Genomic DNA, 20,948 nt, shown 5'->3' with positions numbered 1-20,948 from the left:
CCGCGGCCTCGTCCGGACACGGGTGAACCAGGCATTGCAGCGCCACAGGCTGCCGATCCCCGACGACACGGCCTCCGACAAGTTCGCCCTGCTCGGCAGACGCTCCACCGTCACCGAGCCGACCGCACCGAGTCTGTTCTGAGCTGCCGGCACGAGTCACCGGCCATCGCCAGGACCAGTACCTGCGCCGCATGCACGGCGCCGCATCGCGTTCAAGCTGTCGCGGTCGATGGATTCACTGTCGCCGCCTGGGGCGGAACGACAACTGCTTGCTGCACTTGCCGTGATCGTCGAGCGGCCAGTGGCTTGATTTCAGCGCGGTCCGATGAATTCGGTCCTCACGCTCCATGCGAACTGGATCAGCAGGGTCACCGGGGACTTGTCGGCGATGTCATGCATCACCTTCAAGTCGTCGGGGTCAGGGTCTTCGCTCAGTGTGATCGTGCGCTGCAGGTAGCGCTCTGCGCCGTCCTGCTCGGGTTCGTGGTAGTCGATCTCGACGGTGATGTCGCCGGCGGTGTCGTACTTGTAGTCGACGTACTGCCTGAGGGTCTGAGCGGTGCACGACGCGAGCGCCATCAACAGGTACTCCGTCGGCGTCGGGCCGTCGCCGAGTGCGCCGTGGTGCGGTTCATCGGCGACGAACGTGAAGCCGCGGGTGGTCATGTCCGTGCGCCGGCGCTCAGTGGCCGGAAGGACAGCTCGGGCGGATGCGACGACACGATCCCGATCGGTTTCCATCTGCCGTGCCTTCCTGTAGATCCTGGGTAGTGACGGTCGAGATACGCGGATCCAGCGGCAGCCGTGTCGCTGTCTGAGCGGGGGCAGCGGCCGGGCGTATCACTGCATGACCGGGTACCTCCGCAGGCTAACCTCCGTGGACTGGATAGTCCAAGTCGAGCACTCGTTGCTAGAACCGCTCGGCCCTCGTGAAACCATCACCTCAGGGTGTTAAGGTGCACTGAGAGGCGGCTAGGACCACGATGCCCCCAGGTGAACTCGTTCACCGCCAAACCCCGAGATGGACTCATTGGTCCGTTAGGGGCTAGGATGTGCCGTCGTTCACGCATCAGGCCGGCGATCCTCATCGGGCGGACTCAAATCCGGACACCATGAGGAACATCGATGCTCAATGATCCGCAGTCGCAGTACGAGGCGATCCAACGACGCGAGGAACGACTCGATGGCACTTTTCTCACCGCGGTGAAGACGACCGGCACCTACTGTCGGCATCGTGTCGCGCCAAGACCCCTCGCACGGAAAACGTCGATTTCCACCCGACAGCGGCCAGCGCCCAGCTCGCTGGACACAGAGCCTGCAAGCGTTGCTCCCCCGACGCGGCGACCCCGGCCCCGGCCAGCGCCTGGCCAGTGGACGCTCGTCAGGCGTACTGGAGCGCTCATCGGAGACGGCGTGGTCAATCGGGGTGGGATCGGTTCCGGTCGGGGCATCGGAATCCTGGTTCGACTGCTGCTTCCCTTGGGCCTCGCCCTCATCGATCTGCGGGCTGCTCGCGCCCGCCGTGACCAGCCTGATCACGATGAAACGGGGCTCAGTTAACGGGTTGGCTCGCCGGACGGCTCCGAAAGGAACGATTTGATGTGCTCCAGCGCCATGTCTAGAGCAACTTCCATGGGTGCGACGTTGTGCGCGGCGTTCGCCAGCAGGTAGCCGCCTTGCAAAGCTGCCATCAACCCCGTGGCCAACTTCTCCGGGTCGGCGTCCTGGCGCAGTGCACCGCTGTCCCGCATCCGGTGCAGACCATCACTAATCAGCTTTTCCCATGCCGCAAACGTCTCCAACAGCATCGATCGAGCCTGCTCATCTTGATCCGACAGCTCAACAGCCATCGACCCGAGGCCGCACCCGTATTTGCCGTTGTTCAGCGAGTTGGCCTGGACCAGCGCGTTACGCCACCGCACCAGCCCTGAGAACGATCTCAGTCGTTCGAGTCCTCCGCGCTCGCGCTGAAGCACAAGCGCGCCTCGGTATTTGACCAACGCGCGCACGAGCTCCTGCTTGTCGGCGAAGTGGTGGTAGAGCTGAGACTTGCTCGTCTGGCTTGCCTCGCGGACGTCGTCAAGGGTCGTCGCGTTGACTCCGCGCACGAACATCAGCCGGTTCGCCGCCTCGAGGATCCGCTCTCGCGTCGCGATGCCCCGTTGACTGATCCTCCGCTGATTCGTCGGCGCAGCCACCCGCTCGTCGCTCATCGGTCAAGTGTATCCAGCGCGCCAGATAATCCATGGAGAATGGGACCTTGGAGTCCATCCGGCGTCATGTCGCATTCGCGGGATGGTGAAGGACGAATGCATGCGTCACCGGCTTGATTGAACGGTGCAATGTCCGCGAGACCATCGACAGGGCGCGTCTTCCTGGACTCTTTGGTCCTTTTTGCGGCAAGCTGCTGCTCAAGGGTTGCTCGGCGATGTGTCGTGAGCGGCGCGCCGGAGGTCAACGCTCGTTGACCCGCGTCTGCACGTCACACGCATCACCCGCAGCTGACCTGGCTGCGGACATGCAACAACAGAAGGGAATCAATGGTGATGACGGCGGCTCGTGCGGGCGCGGGCTGCGCCGGATATGGCGATCCCGGTCAGGACGAGGGCAGCAGCGGCGGCGAGCCGGCGCACCTCCCGCAACGCCGCGCGCACCAGCATCTCGTGCAGCCGATCGAATGCCACGTCTCGCTCGGCACCGGGGCCGGAGAGAGCCTGCACCCATCCGGCTGACTCCGCGTCCAGGCCGACCACGTCGGCGTGGGCCGGCGCGCGGACCCGAGGTCCGCGCGCCGGAGGTGTCAGGCCGTCGCCCGCTTCGGGAGCTTCCACCCGGGACGGGGGAAGTGGCAGGTGTAACCGTTGGGGTAGGTCTGCAGGTAGTCCTGGTGCTCGGGCTCAGCCTCCCAGAAGTCGCCTGCCGGAGTGACCTCGGTGACGACCTTACCGGGCCACAGGCCCGAGGCGTCGACGTCGGCGATCGTGTCCTCGGCGACCCGCTTTTGTTCGTCGTTGGTGTAGAAGATCGCCGAGCGGTAGCTGGCGCCAATGTCGTTGCCCTGGCGGTTCTTCGTCGAGGGGTCGTGGATCTGGAAGAAGAACTCGAGCAGCGCGCGGAAGTCCGTCTTCTCGGTGTCGTAGACGACCTCGATGGACTCCGCGTGGGTGCCGTGGTTGCGGTAGGTGGCGTTCGGGACGTCGCCGCCGCTGTAGCCGACGCGCGTGGACACGACGCCGGGCTGGTGGCGGAACAGCTCCTCCATGCCCCAGAAGCAGCCGCCGGCGAGGATTGCCTTTTCGGTGGTCACGTCGTCTCCTTACTTGTCGTCGGTGTCAGTGTTGGTGTCACTCGTGAACAGGGTGCGGTATTCGCCGTACCCTGCGTTCTCCAGGTCGTCGAGGTGGATGAACCGCAACGACGCGGAGTTGATGCAGTAGCGCAGTCCACCCTTGTCGGGGAGACCGTCGGTGAAGACGTGGCCGAGGTGGCTGTCCCCGTGCAGCGAGCGGGCCTCAGTCCGCATCATCCCGTGGCTGGAGTCTTTTCGCTCGACGACGTTCGTCTTGGCGATCGGCTTCGTGAAGCTCGGCCAGCCGGAGTTGCTGTCGTACTTGTCGACCGATGCGAACAGCGGCTCGCCGGACACGACGTCGACGTAAATGCCGGGCTCGTGGTTATCCCAGTAGGCGTTGGCGAACGGGCGCTCGGTGCCATCCTGCTGCGTCACGCGGTACTGCTCCGGGCCGAGCCGCGAAACGGCTTCCCGGGTCTTATGGTACTGGGCCTGCTGTGGCACAGCTCTCCCTTCCCGGCCTTTCGCCGCGAAGCTGGGGAACCAGGCGAAACACACCTGGACGCGCAAATATACAGACACCCCACGGGCCAGTTGTATTCCCGCAGCCCCTACCTACTTTGGACCATAAGGTCCGGACAATGTGGCCCAGGAGTGACCGGCTGAGCGCCGTCGTTAGGGCTGGTGGCCTGGGGCGGCCTCGCCGCCACAGTAGCACCCGCCTGACCCCGAGAGTGGACTTGACCGACCAGTTCTACCGTGACTAGGTTCGGGGACTCCGGCTATGTGCCTCCGCTAGCGACGAGCGGTCCGACTTGCCCCTTGGCGCCGAGTTCTACGGACTCGCGCCACTTCCGGGGAACCGGGTGCTGCCAACACAAACCGCGATTCAGTGGGGAAGGATCAACCGTCATGAGTGAGAGTTTCGAGGGCCGTAAGGTCGTGGTCGTCGGCGGCAGCAGCGGCATGGGCCTCGCCACGGCCCACCAAGTCGTCGCCGGGGGCGGCACCGCCGTGATCACCGGCCGGGACCAGGACAAGGTCGGGGCCGCGGTCGAAGCCTTGTCCCAGAACGGAAAGGCATGGGGCATCACAGCCGAGCTGACCGACCGCGACCACGTGCCCGAGGTCCGAAAGCAGCTCGCCGCCGAGCACTCCGACGCGACCCTGCTCGTCAACGCCGCGGGTTTCTTCATCCCGAAGGCGTTCAGCGAGTACGACGAAGCCTTCTACGACTCGTACAACGAACTGAACCGCGCGCTGTTCTTCATAACGCAGACCGTCGTCGCGGGCATGGTCGCCGGGGGCCGGGGCGGCGCCATTGTCAACATCGGCTCGATGTGGGCGCACCAGGGCATCGCGGCGACGCCGCATTCCGGCTACTCGATGCAGAAGGGCGGCCTGCACTCGTTCACTAAGGCCCTCGCGATCGAGCTGGCGCCGCACAGCATCCGGGTCAACGCGGTCGCGCCTGCGGTCGTGAAGACACCCCTGTACCTACGCTTCGTCCCGGCGGACAAGCTCGATGAGACCGTCAGCAGCTTCGACAGCTTCCACCCGCTGGGGCGTGTCGGCAGCCCGGCGGACATCGCGAACGCGGTGTCGTTCCTGCTGTCGGACAAGTCGAGCTGGATGACCGGCGCCATCGTCGACGTCGACGGCGGCATCATGGCCGGCCGCAACTGACCCTCGAAACGTAACGCCGGGATCGCGCCGGCGGGGCCTCGACTCCGGCACCGTCTTACCGACGACTCCGCTGTCGCGCTCGTTCCTCGACACCCTCGCGCCACAACCGCTACCGATCAACGTGGTAAGACACCGAGGCCTGGCGCCGCTAATGCTGGTAAAACGAAATTTGCTCCTCGTGACCGTGCAAACGAGGACTGGATAAAAGGAGGTACCGGATGAAGGCGATTGTGGTAACAGACGAGGCTGCGGGAACGGCCGGGATGACGCTGGTGGAGCGGCCCGAGCCGGAACCGGCGCTGAACGACGTCGTCGTTCAGGTTCATGCGTCGGGATTCGTCCCAACTGAGCTGGCATGGCCCTCGACCTGGACCGATCGCCTCGGCCGTGACCGGACGCCGTCGATCCCTGGGCACGAGCTGGCCGGAGTGGTCACCGCTCTCGGCTATGGCACGACGGGACTGTCTGTGGGACAGCGGGTGTTCGGCCTCACGGACTGGACTCGCGACGGCACCCTGGCGGAGTATGTGGCCGTCGAGGCACGTAACCTCGCGCCGCTGCCCGCCGACGTCGACTTCACGGTGGGCGCGAGCCTGCCGATCTCGGGCCTGACCGCGTGGCAGGGACTGTTCGAGCACGGCCGCCTTCAGGCGGGGCAGAGCGTCCTCGTGCACGGCGCGGCCGGCGCAGTCGGTTCGATGGTGACGCAGCTCGCACGTGAGTTCGGTGCCTACGTCATCGGCACCGGACGCGCTGCCGACCGTCAGACCGCGCTCGACTTCGGCGCGCAGGAGTTCGTCGACCTCGGCGCCGACGCCCTGGAAGACGTCGGCGGAGTCGATCTGGTTTTCGATGTCATCGGCGGTGACATCGGGAAGCGGTCCGCAGGCCTGATTCGAGCCGGAGGAACGCTGGTGTCTGTCGTCGGGCCGCCCCAGGCGCGGCCCGCGGACGGCCTGGCGGTCGATTTCGTCGTCGAGGCCGATCGCGCCCAACTGGGTGAGATCGTCCGGCGGGTGCGGGACGGACGACTGCGGACGAACATCGGCAACGTCGCGACCCTCGACGACGCCGTCGCCGCCTTCAACCCGACCGAGCGGATCACCGGGAAGACGATCATCCACGTTCGTCCGTAAGGACTCGGGGACAGCGAGCGGTCCTGCCCTCCTTGTGGATCAGCGTCAACCGCGTGGCCAGGTCGGGCGACTCGTACCGGAAGACGTCACCGGACTGGTGCGCCACCTGGGTGGGCACCCGGCGTGACCAGCTCCCGGCAGCACGGAGGACATCACGAACGGGGTGTCGTTCCTGCTGTCGGACAAGTCGAGCTGGATGACCGGCGTCATCGCCGACGTCGACATCATGGGCGGCCGCAGCTGACCCTCGAAACGTGACGCCGGGATCACGCCGGCTGGGCTGCGGACGTGCCCGTACGCGTCCGCAGCCCGCGCCCGCGGGGAAACCACCAGCAAATTCGGCGAGACCGTGGCTCGGCCGACCCGCGCGTGGTCGCGATCGATGCTGACATCAGCGACTCCATGCATGCCGACCAGTTCGCCAAGGCCCACCCCGGCCGCTACTTCGGGTGGTTCATCGGCGAGCAGCAGCTCATCGCGGCCTGCGCACTACCACGGGACGCCTACCCGGTCGTGTACGGCGAGACCGAGACAGTCCCGGTTGGTGGGTCGAAGGTAGTGCGGTCCGGTCCCGACGACGTTGTCACGCTAGATCGGGGCGCGCGTTACGGTGCACGAATGCGTGCCCGCGTCCCGACTGGCGGCTGTGCGGCCATGGGTGACGATCGAGAGCGGCCACGTCAGGCCTGGCACCGCGGCCGTGCCGGGCGTGGCGAGCGGCAAGACGTCGGGCACCCACCGCAACTTGGAGCTCGGGGGCACGTACTTTGGCAGCATCCGCAGGTCGGCCACCTTGAGGAGCACGCGCCTCGGCGGCCCGATCCATCTTCACCGTCCGGGCGACCAGCGCGGCCCGTTCGGCGTGTTGTAGACGACCCCGGCCGCCGCCAGCCCGTCCCGCGGAGCGTCGGCCGTCGTGTAGTCCTTGCGCGCCCTGGCCAGCTGGCGCTGCTCCAGCGTGACGTCGACGAGCTTGCCGAGCGCATCGCGGTACTCGTCGCCGGCGCCAGCTAGCCTTCACGCGATGTACCCGGCCGTTGGGGACGCCTGAACCTTCTCAGCGGTCGGCGCGTTCAGACGCGACGACGCGTGCTCAATGCCCATGCCCGGCTGTGTGCGACCGAGGGAATGCCGGGTCTAGAACGTCGGCATATTCCGGATGAGCATTGACGAATGCTGTCGCGAACGGACACGTGACGGTGGCGGTCTTTCCTTGCATGCGCAGCTCGTCGAGGACGCCGCCGATGAGCCTGGCGGCTACCCCCTTTCCCCGGAACTCGGGGAGCACGGATGTCGCCAACAGTACGACGCGGCTCCCGACCTTGCTGTAGACGAGCCCAGCGGCTGTCCGGCCCCCTATCGCGGCCTCGTAGATGCCGAGCGCACTGTTGTTGGTGATGACGAAGTCTTCCGCGTCGGGCCCGGTGGCTACCGACAGGTTCGAGCCACCCACATCATGCTCGGCACTGGTCAACGTGACCATATCCTCGGCATTGCCCGCCATGTTGTCTCCTGAATCTCGCGTCTGGTCAGCGACCTGGGAGTGCCCAGTCAGGTCGGATGAAGTGGCAGGAGTGACCCGCCTCGGACTATTGCGTTAACCGACGTCAGAGACGTTGACATCATCCGGGTTCGCCACGATTGACCGGATCCTTAGCACTCAGGCAGTCGGCGCCGGGAGGCTGACGACGAGCGAACCACGCAGCTCGACCAGGACCCGGTTGGCCATGCGTACCACGCGCATGACGACGTCCTCGCAGCCGGGACATCGGGCGACGAGGCCGGGCGCTCGGTCGAACACGCGCATCGCGGCTAGCGGACGGGTCGTCCGGCAGCCGGCGCAGGTGAGCTCGGCAGCGGTGAGGTCGGTCCCCATGATCTCGCCGAGCGGTCCGGCGAGGGCGTTACCGTCCACCCAGGGTGCGTCGTCTGCTGCGACGTTGGTGGTCGACATGGTCATCCTCCGGTGGGTCCAAAGCGTTCGGTGCGGATGTTCGCGGGGTCGTGGCCGATGTCGACGAGGAGGTCGGCCACGGTCTCGACGAACCCGGTGGGCCCGCAGACGAACGCCACAGCGTCGGCGTCGCGGGGCCAGGCGACGCGGGCGAGGGCGTCCGCGTCCAGTCGTCGGGGTGGGGCCGGCCAGCCGGGGGGCGCGACCCTGGTATAGACATGTGCGACGGTGATGCGACCATCGCCTGCGGCTCCTGCAGTTGCAAGATCCGCAGAGAACAGCGCATCGGACGGGGATCGGGTCGAGTAGAGCAGCCTGGTGGGATTCGTCGCCGCACGCACCATCGACATCAGGGGCGCCACGCCGGACCCGCCGCCGATCAGCAACGCCGGGCGCGGATCGGCGGGTCGGCGTACGAACCAGCCGCCGAGCGGCCCACGGACCTCGAGTTGGTCACCCGGCTCTGCAACGTCGACGAGGTACGGCGAGACCTCACCGTCGGTCACCGCCTGAACGGTCACCTCGAGCCGGTCTGGCCCCGGGGCGGACGAGATCGAGTAGCTGCGGTACGCCGTGTAGCCGTCGGGAGCCGTCAACCGCACGTCGACGTGCTGGCCCGGCACGTGACCTGTCCAGCCGTCAACGTCAAGGACCAGGGTCCGCGCCGTCGCAGTCTCCGCCCGGATGGCGGCGACGGTCGCCGGCTGCCAGGTCAGTCTGCCCGGTACCGCTGCTCGCGCCATGGGTCGCCGTCGTTGTGGTAGCCGGCCGTCTCCCAGAACCCGGGCTCGTCGTCGAGACGCAGTTCCAGAGCTCGCAGCCATTTCGCGCTCTTCCAGAAGTACAGGTGAGGAACGAGGAGACGAGCTGGCCCGCCGTGCACCGGCACCAGCGGCTCGCCGTCAAACTCGTACGCCACCCAGGCCTGGCCGTCGAGAAGGTCCTCCAGCGGGACGTTCGTGGTGTAGCCGCCGTAGGAGTGGGCGACGACGTACTCGGCCGCAGTCTCGACGTCAGCCAGCAACGTGTCCACCGAGACGCCTCGCCAGCTCGTGCCGAACTTCGACCAGTGCGTGACGCAATGGATGTCCACGGTCGGCTCGTCGGCAGGAAGGGCGGTGAACTCCGCCCATGACCACGTGCTCCGCTCGCCGGTCTCGGTGACGACGGCGAGCTCCCACTCGTCGAGGCCGATGCGCGGTGTCGGTCCCGCCGACAGCACCGGAAAGTCGTCCGTGCGGTACTGGCCAGGTGGGAGGTCGGTGTCGTCGCGTCGGCGGCCGCCGAAGCCGCGTGTGATCACTGCCATGCGCCCCTCCCCAGGTAACCGGGCAGCTGCGATCCCGCTGCCGCCCGTGCTTCCACTCGGCTGGTGGATGTGGATGTAGTACCCGCCCACGACGTCATCGTCAGCGAGTGCCCCGGTGATGAGATTCTCCGCGGTGGGGACGTGGTCGACCGCAATCCGGAATACATTAACTGGACCATCACGTCCAGAGTAGGCTGGCGTGGCACCGGTCTGCAAGCCACGCTGGCCAGCGGTGGGTTTGGAGCAGCAGCGGCAGCAGCGCCTGACGGTCGTGGCGATGCTCCCTATCTGGCGATTGCCTTCCGCAGCGGGCGTATAGTGGACTATACCGTCCGAAGGGTGCGGCTAGAGAGTGTTCCGAGTTGGTCGTTCGACATGTCGTTTGCCGCTGCAAGATGGCGGCGGCCAGTGTCTTGCCCGATGTCAGGAGAGTTCGATGGGCCCTGTTCCTTCCGGTGGGGACGTTGTCGATGGCCAGCCGGTCGATGCGGTGGACATGATCGCCGCCCTGAGCGCTGCACAGCTTGTGTTCCAAGACGGTGCAACTCAAACATTCACGGCGGATGGTCGAACAGCCTACGTCGACAGGGGCACACCGTCAGCTGGCGAGTGGTCTGTGACGGGTGACGGGACCTTCGCTTCATTCTGGCCGCCCACGTACCGGGCGGCGTACACCGTTCGGTGGATCGTCGAGGACGGAGTGCGGGTGGGCATCAGCTTCACGGATACCCGGAGCGGAGTCCGCTACGACGGCCGGTACCGATGATGGGGCTGCCCCCGGTTCGGTTGACTCCTAACCGGTGAGGATGCGCTCCTGACTGGAACGACACCGACGACGCGATCCCCCTGGCACCACCAGCCCCGAGTTGGCGGAGCTGCGGGAACTGCGGCGACTTGGGCAGTGAGGGCGGCAACTACACAGAAGGCCACTGGAAGGAAGAACGTGTAGTTCAGTGGCATGAGGTAGGTGAGGGGTCCCATGATTGCGGGCCCGGCGAGCATGCCGAGGCCGGCGACGCGGGAGACGTTGGTTTCCATGTCGCGCGGATTTCGCCGCACCGTGCGGCACCATCTGGCCACCGACATCGGCGGCCGCATCGCCAGCTATGGCTCGCTGGCCGGCCTAACCGGCAATCCCAAAGCCCTCCGCGCCGTCGGCACCGCCTGCGCCACCAACCCCATCCCCATCCCCATCATCGTGCCCTTTCATCGCGTCGCCCGGTCCGACGGCACGATAGGGAGCTACCGCAGCGGCCCCGTCGCCAAACACGCCCTGCTCGACGTTGAAAGTGCCGTATGACCAGCGCACACCCGCGGTGACCGGCACCCACGGTTAGCTGGCCGACAAGAGAGGACACGGCAAGCCCGGCCGGCACGGGGAGTCCTTCCGGGACGGATTCGGGGCGCGAGCACCGCCGACGCGGAGCATCCGGACGGAAATTCCGCAGCACCCGGCGTGCCCTGGCGACTGCGCGCGCCGCGACCGGTGCACGGTCCACCGCGCGGAGCGTAGTCGAAGCTTGAGTTCTCCCGTACCGCCTTCGGCAAACAATTCCTGAGGGTTCGTCCGCGCAACTAACGTGAGTGTCATCCCTTCCAGTCAGGTCGGCCGGCGCGGACAGCTAGGAGACCTGGATGCATCAAAACGGAGGCAGCATGGACAACTGGTTCCTCTCAGAGGCGGTGTCACGCAGTGCAGAATCCGAAACGGATCGGCGAAGGCTCGCGGCCTTGGTAGATCCAGGGATGTGCAAAGCCGACCCGGCGGGTGGCGGGGCGCCGAGCGACGCGGCTATCCTCAACTTCGCACTCAATCTCGAATATCTCGAAGCTGAGTTCTATCTCCGCGCGACGACGGGATCCGGGCTTCCTGACGAGATGACTACCGGCGTCGGGGTGCGCGGCGAGGTGTCAGGCGGAGGATCAGTCAACTTCAGCAGCAACTTAGTGCAGAAGTTCGCAAAGGAGATCGCCTCCGACGAGATGCAGCACGTGGCCTTCTTGCGATCCGCGCTCGGCAATGCCGCTGTTGCCCGTCCCGCGATTTCGCTGGACGCTAGCTTCACTGCGGCGGCGACTGCCGCTGGTCTAACCAAGCAAGGCGAAAGCTTCGACCCGTACGCGAACGACCTTAACTTCCTCTTTGCGGCGTTCCTCTTCGAAGACGTCGGAGTCTCGGCCTTCAAAGGATCCGCGTCACTGTTGTCAAACAAAACGTACCTTGATGCGGCAGCCGGCCTGCTGGCCACCGAGGCATACCACGCGGGGATTGTCCGATCCGCGCTCTACAGCGCCGGACTCGCCGACGACACAGTATTTGACTCGGTACAAAAGATCTCCGACGCGCGTAACAGTCTTGATGGTCCGGCGGACGACGACCAAGGTGTCGGCACGGCGGAAGACCCGAATTTCATCCCCACGGATGAAAACGGGATGTGCTACGGCCGATCGGCCCAGTCCGTTTTGAACATCGCGTACTTGAGCCCGACCCCGGCGGCTTCGGGTGGCTTCTACCCAGCCGGCATGAACGGCGAGATCGTGGTGAGCGCCGGGACGGCCTGAGGGTTCAAGTCGCCCAAGCTGGTCCCTTGAGGAGGCCGCTGAACTGCAGCTGTGTACCGGCCGCACCCAGCAGGTCCTCGACGCCCTGGCCGCCGATGGCTATCGCACCGTGACCTCGGCGACGCCGACCAGATCCGCGCCGCCATCGCCGGACACGACCAGGTGGTGCTCATCTCCGGCAAGGACCCCCACCGGCTGCAGCAACACTGCGCCGTTATCGACACCGCCGCGGCTGCCGCAGCACTTCTACTACACCAGCGGCGTCCGCGCCGACGATCCGAGCTTCGCGCTCGGCGCCGACCACAAGGCCACTGAGAACGCCATCAAGCAGTCCGGTCTGCGCTACACCATCCTGCGCAACGGCTGGTACATCGAGAACTACATCCAGGCTATGCAGGGTGCCGCGCAGACCGGCGTCTTCACCGCCGCTGTCGGCGACGGCCGCGTCGCCCCGGCCGGCCGACGCGGCTTCGCCGAAGCCTCGCCGCCGTGGTCACCACCGACGACCACGACAACACGACCTACAGCCTCACCGGCGACACCGACTACACGTACGCCGATCTCGCCGACGCCACGGCGAAGGTCCTCGGCAAACCGGTGCGATACCAGCCGGTCAGCGCGGAGCATTACCAGGCCATCCTGACCGGCGCCGGCCTGGATGAGGGAACCGCCGGATTTTCGCCACCCTTGACGGCAACATGGGCGCCGGGATCATGGCCTACGCCGGCGACCTCACCCGCCTCATCGGACACCGCACCATGTCCCTGGCCGAAGCAGCGGAACGCCCAGCATCGTCGACAAGCGCGACAGGCCTAACGTGCAGCAGAAGCTCATCGGGTTCATGGGCCGAAACCTGCTGAGCCGCGCCTACCAGGAGCTGCTGGGCATGTCCGACCTCATCATGAACAACGGCCTCGACTGGACCATCGTGCGGTTCAGCGCGCCCAAGGACGGCCCCGCACGCGGCGTGAACCGCTACGGCTTCTTCGGTACCAACAAGATTGGCATCGCTGTGACTCACGCCGACATCGCCGCCTTCACCGCCGTGCAGCTCACCGACGACCGCTTCCACCACGCCGCGCCGGCCATCAGCAACTGACCCGAGAGCACGTACAGCAGACTGCCAACCGACCTCACGCCGGTGCCGGGGGCAGGCCGGCAGGAAAGCGCGGGTCCCAACGCGCCCCGCTCCCCCCAACCATCGGGACGTACCGTCACCAAGAGGACGACGTGCGCCGACGGGTCGCGACACGCCTACCGCAGGCAAGGGGGTTCGTGTCGGTGGATCCACACGAGCCGACTACCCAACACGGGCTGGACTTTCACGGCACCATCCGGCTCGGCTGATTTGCCAGCCCCGCCGAGTGGTTAGCCGCACCAGCAGGTGCGGCTAACCGCCACTCGCCTTGGGCGGCTCACACGGATGTGCCGCGGCTGGGCGCCAGCCAGAGTGGAGGCATGGATTCCGTGATCTCGCTGGCCTCGGTGTCGCGACGCTATCCCCGTGGCGTGCGCGCGTTACACGACGTGTCCCTCGACGTCCCGTCCGGCCAGTTCGTCGCTGTCATGGGCGCGACCGGCTCGGGCAAGAGCACGCTGCTGCACTGCGCGGCCGGTCTGGACCGGCCTAACGGCGGGCGGGTGCGCCTCGCTGGACAGGACATCACCCGCATGCGCGAGGCGCGCCTCACCCGTCTGCGGCGGGATCGGGCCGGGTTCGTCTTCCAGGCGTACAACCTGCTCTCCCAGCTGACCGTACGGCAGAACGTGGTGCTGCCGGTGCGGCTCGGCGGCCCGCGTGCCCGGGCCGCCGACGAGGTGCTCAGCCAGGTGGGTCTGGCCGGTCTGGGCGAGCGCCCGGTGGGCGAACTCTCCGGCGGCCAGCGGCAGCGGGTCGCGGTGGCTCGGGCGCTGGTCACCGCGCCGAGGGTGATCTTCGCGGATGAGCCGACGGGTGCGCTGGACCCGGCGACCGGTGCGCGCATCCTGGCGCTGCTGCGCGCGGCCGCGGACCGCGATGGGGTGACCGTCCTGATGGTGACGCACGACCCAGCGGCGGCGGCGTGGAGCGACCGGCTCGTTCTGCTACGCGAGGGTGCTGTGGTGCACGACGGGCCAACCCCCGACGCGGCGAGCATCGCCGAGCGACTGCGCGGCGTGTCGGCGGTGGCTGCGTGATCCGCCAGGCGTTCCGGGCGAACTTGTGGGCGTTCCTCGGCCCCGCCGCGACGCAGGCACTCGCCGCCGCACTGATCACCACCGGGCTGTGCCTGCTCGCCTCGTTCGACGGTGCTCCGCTTTCCCCGGAACAGCGGGTCGCGCTGACCGACAGCGGAGTGGGGGACCTCGGACTGATCTTTACGCTCTCCTCGGTCTATCTGGCGGTGTTGATCGTCGGCGTGACTATGGGCACGGCGATCGCCGACCAGGCGCGGGACCTGGCTCTGGTCCGTACAATCGGCGCCACGCCGGCGCGGGTCCGGCGAGCAATCGCCGGCCAGGCCGCTCTGGTAGCGCTGCCGGCGACCGCGGCCGGCATCCCGGTAGGCCTGCTCGCCGGCCACGCGTGGCTGCACGGCTTGGTCGGGTACGGGGTGGTGCCGGCCGAGGTGTCCTTCCGCGTGCCCGGCGGCGCCGTTCCGATCGCGTACGTGGTGACCGTGGGAACCTCGCTGCTCGGCGCGATGGTCGCCGCGATCCGCCCGTCGCGGTTGCGGCCCGCGGTGGCGCTGACTGAGGCGATGGCGTCCAGACGAGGGGCGAGCCGGGTGCGTACGCCGCTCGGTCTGCTCCTGGTGGCCGGCGGCATCGCCCTGGCCGTGGTGATCAGCGACCTCGACGCCCAGACGGCTGACCAGGCCGGGCTCTTCGTCATGCTGGCCATGTCCGTGGGGATGGGCCTGTTGGGTCCGGTGCTGCTGCGCGTCGCGGTCCCGGCGATCCGACGGGTCGGCTCCACCGGTGCCCTGGCGGCCGACTCGCTGACCGCCCGCGCGGGGTCGTTGTCAGGTGCGCTCGTCCCGCTCACCCTGGCGGTGGCCTTCGCCGCGGTCACGATCGTGCGCGGCACCACAACTGCGCACGTCACCAGCGTTTCCTCGCCGGCTGCGGACCGCTGGCTGGAGTATTCGGGGACCGGCGCGTACACGGCGTTCGCGGCGATCGCTGCGGTGAACACGTTGGTGACAGTCATGCACGGCCGTCGGCACGAATTGGCGGTCATCCGGCTGGCTGGCGGAACCCGCGGGCGCACGCTGGCGATCGTGATCTGCGAGGCTCTGGTCGTGACCAGTACCGCGCTGGCGGCCGGGGCCGTGGTCGCCGCGACCACCCTGCTGCCGCTGCTGCATACCGCACTGGGCACGTGGCGGCCGTGGCTGCCATTGTCCTGGCTGGTCGCCGGGGTCGCGGCGACCCTCGCACTGGTGTTAGCCGCAATGGTCGTGCCGGCGGCGGCCGGCCTGCGGCGCGCACCGATCGAGGTCGTTGGGTGATCCTGCTACGCGTCTGGACGAGCCACCGCATGTGGCGGGAACTGCTGTACGTGCTCACCGCGGCGGTGCTCCGGCTGCCGGCGTTCGTGCTGGCCTTGCTCGGAATCGTCACGGGTGCACTGTCGGTTCTGATCTTCGGACTGGCGTTGCTCGCCGGTGTGCTGTTCCTGGCCCGGCGTACGCCGGGGTGGTTCCGCGCCCCGGCCCGCCGGATCCTCGGCTGGGACTGGCCCGATCCGCCGCCGCTGCCAGCGCAGACCAGCTGGGGGCGGTTCACCGCGGTTTTCGGCGACCCCACCGCGTGGCGCGCTCTCGCGTACTGCTTCCTGAGCTTCCCGTTGATCTTACTCGGTGCGTACGGCACGGTGATCGCTCTCGGCAGCGGCCTGGCGGCGATGACGTACCCGGCCTGGTGGTTCCTCAGCCCGGAGTGGTTGGGGGTGGAGCCACACACCTGGGTGCAGACGTGGCGGGAGGCCGGGCTCGGCCTGCTCCTGCTACTGGTCGTGCCGTGGATCCTGCGCCTCGTCGTATCCGTCGACGGCCTGCTCGTGCGCGGTCTGCTGCATCCGGGTCCGGCCGCGCGGCGCATCGCCGAACTCGAGGCGGCCCGGACGGCGCTGCAGGCGGACGCCACGGCGCTGCTGCGCCGCGTCGAACGTGACCTGCACGATGGCACCCAGGCCCGAATGGTTTCGCTCGGCGTCGCCCTGTCCCGCATCGAGCACCGCAGCACCGAGCAACCGGTACGAGACCTCGCCTTCGAGGCCCGGCGCACGGCGACCGAGGCACTCGCCGAACTGCGTGACATCGTGCGCGGCCTGCACCCGCCGGCCCTGGACGACGGCCTCGACGTTGCCCTGACCACCCTGGCCGGGCGCAGCGCGGCGCCCGCCTCGGTCGCGGTAAACCTGCGCACGAGGCCACCGGACGCCACCGCGTCGGCGCTCTATTTCGCCGCGGCGGAACTGCTCACCAACATCGCCCGGCACGCGGACGCGACTCGCGCCGAGATTTGGCTTTTCGACGACGACGACAGACTAACTCTGGCGGTGCGCGACGACGGCCGAGGCGGGGCGACCACCGGGGCGGGTGGCACCGGCCTGAGCGGACTCGCCCGCCGCGCCGAGGCCCTCGATGGCCGCCTGCACATCGACTCCCCCGTTGGCGGCCCCACTACCGTGACCATGACCGTCCCCCGGGAGTGAGATGCGCGTCGTCATAGCCGAGGACAACCCGCTGCTGCGCGACGGGATCGCGCTGCTGTTCGGCGACCACGACATCGAGGTGGTCGCCGCGGTCGACAACGCGGAAGCGCTGCTCACCGCAGTCGCTGCCGAGCAGCCGGACGTCGCCGTCGTGGACGTCCGAATGCCACCCACCCAGACCGACGAGGGACTGCGGGCCGCCCTGACCATCCGAGCCGATCACCCCCGAGTGGCGGTGCTCGTCTTCTCCCAGTGGATCGAGACCAGCTACGCCCGGCGGCTGCTGTCCGAGCACAGCGGCCACGTCGGCTACCTGCTCAAAGACCGGATCGTGAGCACCGGCGAGTTCATCGAGGCGCTGCGACGGGTGGCAGCCGGCGGCACCGCCCTCGACCCGGAGGTCGTCCGGCACCTGCTCGCCGCCCCCGCGGCCGACGCGGGCCTGGCCCGGCTGTCCGCCCGCGAGCGCGAGATTCTCGGTCTGCTCGCCGAGGGCCGGTCCAACATCGCCATCGCAGAGACGCTGCGGCTGGCCGAGCGCAGCGTGGAGAAGCACGTCACCGCCATCTTCACCAAGCTCGACCTGCCACACGACCGCTCCGACCACCGCCGGGTTCTGGCCGTCCTGCGTCACCTACGCGCCTAAAGAGGAATCCTGATCGAACCACCCGAACGCGGCGATCGAGTAGCCGGCGATCGGGCCGAGAATGATCTCGATCGTGGCGGTGCCGGCGGCCAGACATCCGCTGATCACCAGAAGCAGGTCGAGCAGGTCGTCGATCGCACTGGCGGAGACGTCGTACAGCTTCTTGGTCGCCTCTGCGGCCCGCTCGTAGAGACAGTTGCAGTACTCGCACACCGTCTCCAGACTCACGGTCGCCGTAGCGGGCGTGAGCTCGAACTCGCGGAATCCGTCTGCGGCGTTGCCTCGCCATGCCTCCGGTACGTCGGCGACAACCGCGAGGAGGCTGCGCCCGATGGCAGCGGCCGCTCCGCCAGCCTTGCCCATCGCGTTGCCGCAGTGCACCTACCCTTCCAGTCCCCGCTGAACTGGCTTGCCCCCTTCGGACGGGTCGTGATCGAACACCCGGATGGTCGTCCGCCGGCCGTCCTTGCCATCACGCCACCGCCCTGCCGAACATCTGGCAGACGCGACGCCGCCCTCGAAGACCCCGAATCGGTTCGCCAACGAGGCGGCCACCAGGGGCGATACCCGACAGCGCCGAAACGACGCGGCTGTGCTGGCCGAGCAACGCGCCCACCCTGCCGGCCACGCCCTTACGCGGGTAGTGGCCAGCCGGGGGTGGCCAGTAGGGCGCCATCGTCGTCGACGAGCAGGGCCTCGTACCCGGGTAGCGTCGCGAGCCAGGTCACCGCCTCAGGCCCCTGCGCAGCCGCTGCGGTGGCGTACACGTCCGCCCAGGTCAGAGACGGGCCGATGACGGTGACCGAGCGCAGGCCTCGGGCGGGGGCGCCGGTGTATGGATCTACGATGTGTGCTCCGCGGTGTGCACTGCCCGAGGTCGCGATGGCCCCGTCGACGATCTCGAGGGTGGTGAGGAGCTGATCGGGCTGTGCCGGATCCTCTACGCCTATGCGCCAGGATCCGCGTACCGTCATGTCCCCACCGGCGTTCAGGTAGAACTCGTACCCTTCCAGGTGCTCTGCGGCGCGTTCGACGGCCCAGCCCTTGACGAGGCCGGACGGGTCGAAGTGGCTGCCACCGCCGGGTACGGGCAGGTACGCGTTGAAGTAGCCGTTCGTACGCTGCCGCGCCTGCTCGCACAGGTCGATCACCGCGTCGACCAACGGGTCGTCCACCGGCTCTCCCCGGTTCAGGGCGCTCAGCTGGCTGTCTGGGCGGTACAGGCTGAAGACGGCGTCCATCGCGCGCAGTTCGGCGAAGGCCCCGGCGACGGCGTTCGCCGCCGCCGGGGAGTCGGCACCGGGACCGCGCACGTGCGCGCTGACGGGCAGACCCATGATCTGCTCGACGAACGCCTGCCGGGTCACGGCTTGGCCTTGAAGTGAGCGTCGTCCAGCGCGGCCTGGAGCGACTTCGTGTAGCCGTCGCTGGTCAGCGTCGCACCGGACACCGCGTCGATCTGCGCGCTCTGTGCGGCGAGCGCCTCCGTGCGCAGCTGCGGCACCGCGTGCTTGTTGATATCGCGGGAGCGGCTGTTCGTGCTCGGCACCGTCACCGGCGTGATCTCGGTGATCCGGCCGCCGTTGATGCTGGCCCGCACCTGGACGTTCCCCCGCTTCGTCTGCACGACCGGGCCGTCGGCGACGGTGGTGGAACCGGACCGTGCGACGGTGCCCCGTGACGTCCCGGGCGTCGTCGCCGAGCCGAGGCCGGTCTCCGTGGCCGGCGCGTTCGCGCCACTGACAGTCTCGGCCAGAGGCGAGCTGTCGGATCCGGTCGACGTCTTGTAGCTGAAAAGAAGTACCACCACGGCGATCGTGGCGAGCAACCACAAAGTGATCTTACGCATGTCGTCCTCCTCAGGTCGGACTGTGAGCCCATGAGGATGGGTGGCCGATCTACCAGGTGAAGCGTTCAAGATGAATGCGCTTCTCGGGCACGCCTGTCTGTCGCGCCGCGCGTACCACCGTCTGCATCCACTCGTCCGGTCCGCACACGAACACGTCGTGCTGCGCGATGTCCGGAACAAGCTCACTCAAGGCTTTCGCATCATCGCCGAATCCGGCCGGCAACCATGAGTTCTTGCGCCCGCGGGACCCCAACAGGTACTCCACACGCAGGCCACGGACGGCCGAGAGGCGGTCCAGTTCCTGGCGGAACACCAGGTCTTCCGCCGAGCGCGCCCGGTACAGCAGCGTGGCTTCGCCTGGCGCGTACGGCAACTCTTCCAACAAGGTCCGCAGCGGGGTAATTCCAATCCCGGACGCGATCATGGTGACCCGCGCAGCCGTGCGCCGGGCGGCGGTCAGCCGACCGTACGGCCCCTCAATCAACACATGAGTTCCCGGCCGTAACTCAGACACCTTCTCGCTGCCCTCGCCGCGGGATCGCACCGTGATCCGCAACGTGTCGTCATGCGGCACAGCGGACAACGAGTACGGGTGGCCGCGACTCCAACCCGGGCCGCTGAGGAAGCGCCACTGGAAGAACTGCCCCGCGTGTGCCGGCAACTGGTCCAGGTGGCGTCCCCGCATGTAGATCGAATGAACGCCCGGTGCCTCTGCGACCACTGCGGCCACTGTGAGTCGGTGCCGCAGCGTCCGCCAGGCCGGTAGGCCGAGCCGGAAGGCGACAACCGCGCCGGCGCACGCGGCGTACGCGGTCCACCAGTACAGTGTCGCGGCCCGGGAGCTGGTGAAGTCGGCCCCGGTCCAGAGCTGATGTGGCAGCGCCAGGCCGACGCCGAGGTAGGCGTACAGGTGCAGCAGGTGCCACGCCTCGTAGCGCAGCCGCCGCCGAGCGGCCCGCAGGGAGGTGAGCACGACCATCGTCAGGGCCACCGCCCCGGCGACCGCCAGCAGTACTCCCGGGAACGTGGTGACGAGGCTCCACGCCTCGGCTGTCACGGAAACCCCACCTGTCTCGGCGTACCCGACCGTGATCAGCACGATGTGTGCGAGCAGGAGGTTGAAGGAGACGAACCCGACGACGCGGTGCCAACGGGCGAGTCGGTCCTGCCCGTAGGTGCGCTCGATCCACGGCACGCGCGCCATCAGCAGCACCTGGATGAGCAGCAGGTCCGCCGCGACAAGCCCGGTCAACCGACCCAGCGACGTCAGGCCCTCCGCCCAGCCACGAAGCTCCTGCACGCCGCCGCCCCGCACCCAGAGCGCGACGACGATCAGCACGCTGACCGCGCCGACCGACGCGATCACATCGGCCCACCACGACCACGCGGCGGTTCGTACGGGCCTGACCGCCGCGTCGGCCGACTGCGCCCCACCAGTCACAAGACCCCCTCCCGCACCGCCTATTCGCCCGTGAGCGGTCGGTTTCCCATCGCCCCTTCCGGGACCCGCCGGCCGGCGTGTGGTGCCATCGGAGATGATTGGGCCCGTTTGCGTCTATTCACTGGGGAGTCAGGACGAGGCCGTCCCCGTGTGCGTCGCCGTCCTGCGGCGGTGCAGGCCTACCGCATCCAGGCCGTGCCGTGCTCGACCAGCCGGGCTGCGACACAGACCAGCAGCACCGGCTCGACCGCCCACCAGTCCCCTACGGCGACGCCCGGGGGGCCTCCGCCGTGGCGACCGCATGGCCACCGCACAAGGTTGCCGATGATCACGCTGGCGAAGAAAGCACCGAGTCGGTTCCGGCAGACCAC

At 68.0% G+C, this 20,948-nt stretch carries 23 protein-coding genes and 2 pseudogenes; 11 read left to right on the top strand and 14 right to left on the bottom strand.

Annotated elements, in window-relative coordinates:
• Nucleotides 1-312: 312 nt before the first annotated feature.
• Nucleotides 313-741 (bottom strand): OsmC family protein, encoded by a 429-nt coding sequence (locus BUS84_RS04035; RefSeq protein WP_074308859.1) that lies wholly within the window; start codon nucleotides 739-741, stop codon nucleotides 313-315.
• Between the two features lie 384 nt (nucleotides 742-1,125).
• Here BUS84_RS04035 and BUS84_RS41125 point away from each other — a divergent pair.
• A pseudogene (locus tag BUS84_RS41125) lies at nucleotides 1,126-1,526 on the top strand (Ada metal-binding domain-containing protein).
• Nucleotides 1,527-1,556: 30 nt separating this feature from the next.
• On the opposite strand, the gene BUS84_RS04025 reads toward BUS84_RS41125, so the two are convergent.
• From BUS84_RS04025 to msrB, 4 genes are all read right to left on the bottom strand, one after another.
• Nucleotides 1,557-2,213, bottom strand: a complete 657-nt coding sequence (locus BUS84_RS04025) for a TetR/AcrR family transcriptional regulator (protein WP_074308855.1) — start codon at nucleotides 2,211-2,213, stop codon at nucleotides 1,557-1,559.
• A 324-nt stretch (nucleotides 2,214-2,537) separates the two neighbouring features.
• The gene (locus tag BUS84_RS38120) at nucleotides 2,538-2,684 is read right to left on the bottom strand and encodes a hypothetical protein (protein WP_159450975.1); all 147 of its coding nucleotides are present in this window, start codon (nucleotides 2,682-2,684) and stop codon (nucleotides 2,538-2,540) included.
• Nucleotides 2,685-2,800: 116 nt separating this feature from the next.
• On the bottom strand, nucleotides 2,801-3,307 hold the full coding sequence (gene msrA, locus BUS84_RS04015; RefSeq protein ID WP_074308852.1) for a peptide-methionine (S)-S-oxide reductase MsrA: 507 nt from the start codon (nucleotides 3,305-3,307) through the stop codon (nucleotides 2,801-2,803).
• Between the two features lie 9 nt (nucleotides 3,308-3,316).
• Nucleotides 3,317-3,796, bottom strand: coding sequence for a peptide-methionine (R)-S-oxide reductase MsrB (gene msrB, locus BUS84_RS04010; protein WP_074308850.1), 480 nt, complete (start codon nucleotides 3,794-3,796; stop codon nucleotides 3,317-3,319).
• Nucleotides 3,797-4,234: 438 nt separating this feature from the next.
• On the opposite strand from msrB, the gene BUS84_RS04005 reads away from it, so the two are divergent.
• Both BUS84_RS04005 and BUS84_RS04000 read left to right on the top strand, forming a co-directional pair.
• Entirely contained in the window at nucleotides 4,235-4,978 is a 744-nt protein-coding gene (locus tag BUS84_RS04005; protein ID WP_244298362.1) for an SDR family NAD(P)-dependent oxidoreductase, read from the top strand.
• Between the two features lie 218 nt (nucleotides 4,979-5,196).
• Nucleotides 5,197-6,114, top strand: coding sequence for an NADP-dependent oxidoreductase (locus BUS84_RS04000; RefSeq protein WP_074308847.1), 918 nt, complete (start codon nucleotides 5,197-5,199; stop codon nucleotides 6,112-6,114).
• Nucleotides 6,115-7,207: 1,093 nt separating this feature from the next.
• On the opposite strand, the gene BUS84_RS03990 is transcribed toward BUS84_RS04000, so the two are convergent.
• The 5 genes and pseudogenes from BUS84_RS03990 to BUS84_RS39520 form a co-directional block, all read right to left on the bottom strand.
• A complete protein-coding gene (locus BUS84_RS03990) occupies nucleotides 7,208-7,618 on the bottom strand; it encodes a GNAT family N-acetyltransferase (protein ID WP_084757151.1) in 411 nt (136 codons plus the stop codon).
• A gap of 156 nt (nucleotides 7,619-7,774) precedes the next feature.
• Complete coding sequence (locus tag BUS84_RS03985; protein WP_074308843.1) at nucleotides 7,775-8,068, bottom strand: DUF6510 family protein; 294 nt, start codon at nucleotides 8,066-8,068, stop codon at nucleotides 7,775-7,777.
• A 2-nt stretch (nucleotides 8,069-8,070) separates the two neighbouring features.
• On the bottom strand, nucleotides 8,071-8,811 hold the full coding sequence (locus BUS84_RS03980; protein ID WP_074308841.1) for a ferredoxin reductase: 741 nt from the start codon (nucleotides 8,809-8,811) through the stop codon (nucleotides 8,071-8,073).
• Nucleotides 8,781-9,377 (bottom strand): molybdopterin-dependent oxidoreductase, encoded by a 597-nt coding sequence (locus tag BUS84_RS03975; RefSeq protein ID WP_074308838.1) that lies wholly within the window; start codon nucleotides 9,375-9,377, stop codon nucleotides 8,781-8,783. The genes BUS84_RS03980 and BUS84_RS03975 overlap by 31 nt, the downstream gene beginning before the upstream one ends.
• A gap of 891 nt (nucleotides 9,378-10,268) precedes the next feature.
• Nucleotides 10,269-10,415, bottom strand: a pseudogene (locus BUS84_RS39520) (MFS transporter); the annotation flags it as partial.
• On the opposite strand from BUS84_RS39520, the gene BUS84_RS41430 reads away from it, so the two are divergent.
• From BUS84_RS41430 to BUS84_RS03925, 8 genes are all read left to right on the top strand, one after another.
• The gene (locus BUS84_RS41430; RefSeq protein WP_084757149.1) at nucleotides 10,357-10,677 is read left to right on the top strand and encodes a methylated-DNA--[protein]-cysteine S-methyltransferase; all 321 of its coding nucleotides are present in this window, start codon (nucleotides 10,357-10,359) and stop codon (nucleotides 10,675-10,677) included. The pseudogene BUS84_RS39520 and the gene BUS84_RS41430 sit on opposite strands and share 59 nt — an antisense overlap.
• 356 nt (nucleotides 10,678-11,033) lie before the next feature.
• On the top strand, nucleotides 11,034-11,939 hold the full coding sequence (locus tag BUS84_RS03955; protein WP_074308828.1) for a ferritin-like domain-containing protein: 906 nt from the start codon (nucleotides 11,034-11,036) through the stop codon (nucleotides 11,937-11,939).
• Between the two features lie 489 nt (nucleotides 11,940-12,428).
• Nucleotides 12,429-12,755 (top strand): Rossmann-fold NAD(P)-binding domain-containing protein, encoded by a 327-nt coding sequence (locus BUS84_RS03950; RefSeq protein ID WP_074308827.1) that lies wholly within the window; start codon nucleotides 12,429-12,431, stop codon nucleotides 12,753-12,755.
• Nucleotide 12,756: 1 nt separating this feature from the next.
• Nucleotides 12,757-13,038 carry an NAD(P)H-binding protein gene (locus tag BUS84_RS03945; RefSeq protein WP_208869515.1) on the top strand — a complete coding sequence of 94 codons (282 nt, stop codon included), beginning with the start codon at nucleotides 12,757-12,759 and terminating at the stop codon, nucleotides 13,036-13,038.
• Between the two features lie 359 nt (nucleotides 13,039-13,397).
• Complete coding sequence (locus BUS84_RS03940; protein WP_074308825.1) at nucleotides 13,398-14,117, top strand: ABC transporter ATP-binding protein; 720 nt, start codon at nucleotides 13,398-13,400, stop codon at nucleotides 14,115-14,117.
• Nucleotides 14,114-15,433 (top strand): FtsX-like permease family protein, encoded by a 1,320-nt coding sequence (locus BUS84_RS03935; protein WP_074308823.1) that lies wholly within the window; start codon nucleotides 14,114-14,116, stop codon nucleotides 15,431-15,433. Before BUS84_RS03940 ends, BUS84_RS03935 begins: the two co-directional genes overlap by 4 nt.
• The gene (locus BUS84_RS03930) at nucleotides 15,430-16,641 is read left to right on the top strand and encodes a sensor histidine kinase (protein WP_084757147.1); all 1,212 of its coding nucleotides are present in this window, start codon (nucleotides 15,430-15,432) and stop codon (nucleotides 16,639-16,641) included. The genes BUS84_RS03935 and BUS84_RS03930 overlap by 4 nt, the downstream gene beginning before the upstream one ends.
• 1 nt (nucleotide 16,642) lies before the next feature.
• Nucleotides 16,643-17,287 (top strand): response regulator transcription factor, encoded by a 645-nt coding sequence (locus tag BUS84_RS03925; RefSeq protein ID WP_074308821.1) that lies wholly within the window; start codon nucleotides 16,643-16,645, stop codon nucleotides 17,285-17,287.
• On the opposite strand, the gene BUS84_RS03920 is transcribed toward BUS84_RS03925, so the two are convergent.
• From BUS84_RS03920 to BUS84_RS03905, 4 genes are all read right to left on the bottom strand, one after another.
• The gene (locus tag BUS84_RS03920; RefSeq protein WP_074308820.1) at nucleotides 17,276-17,650 is read right to left on the bottom strand and encodes a hypothetical protein; all 375 of its coding nucleotides are present in this window, start codon (nucleotides 17,648-17,650) and stop codon (nucleotides 17,276-17,278) included. The genes BUS84_RS03925 and BUS84_RS03920 overlap by 12 nt on opposite strands.
• A 269-nt stretch (nucleotides 17,651-17,919) precedes the next feature.
• Nucleotides 17,920-18,654, bottom strand: a complete 735-nt coding sequence (locus BUS84_RS03915; protein ID WP_208869514.1) for an FAD:protein FMN transferase — start codon at nucleotides 18,652-18,654, stop codon at nucleotides 17,920-17,922.
• Complete coding sequence (locus BUS84_RS03910) at nucleotides 18,651-19,136, bottom strand: FMN-binding protein (protein ID WP_074308818.1); 486 nt, start codon at nucleotides 19,134-19,136, stop codon at nucleotides 18,651-18,653. The genes BUS84_RS03915 and BUS84_RS03910 overlap by 4 nt, the downstream gene beginning before the upstream one ends.
• 49 nt (nucleotides 19,137-19,185) lie before the next feature.
• Nucleotides 19,186-20,502 (bottom strand): ferredoxin reductase family protein, encoded by a 1,317-nt coding sequence (locus BUS84_RS03905; RefSeq protein WP_084757145.1) that lies wholly within the window; start codon nucleotides 20,500-20,502, stop codon nucleotides 19,186-19,188.
• Nucleotides 20,503-20,948: the final 446 nt, after the last annotated feature.

It is taken from the genome of Micromonospora cremea (genome assembly GCF_900143515.1).
GTDB classification, from domain to species: Bacteria; Actinomycetota; Actinomycetes; order Mycobacteriales; family Micromonosporaceae; genus Micromonospora; species Micromonospora cremea.
Note: the sequence above shows the minus strand (reverse complement) of the source record. Positions and strands in the feature narration are given on the sequence as shown.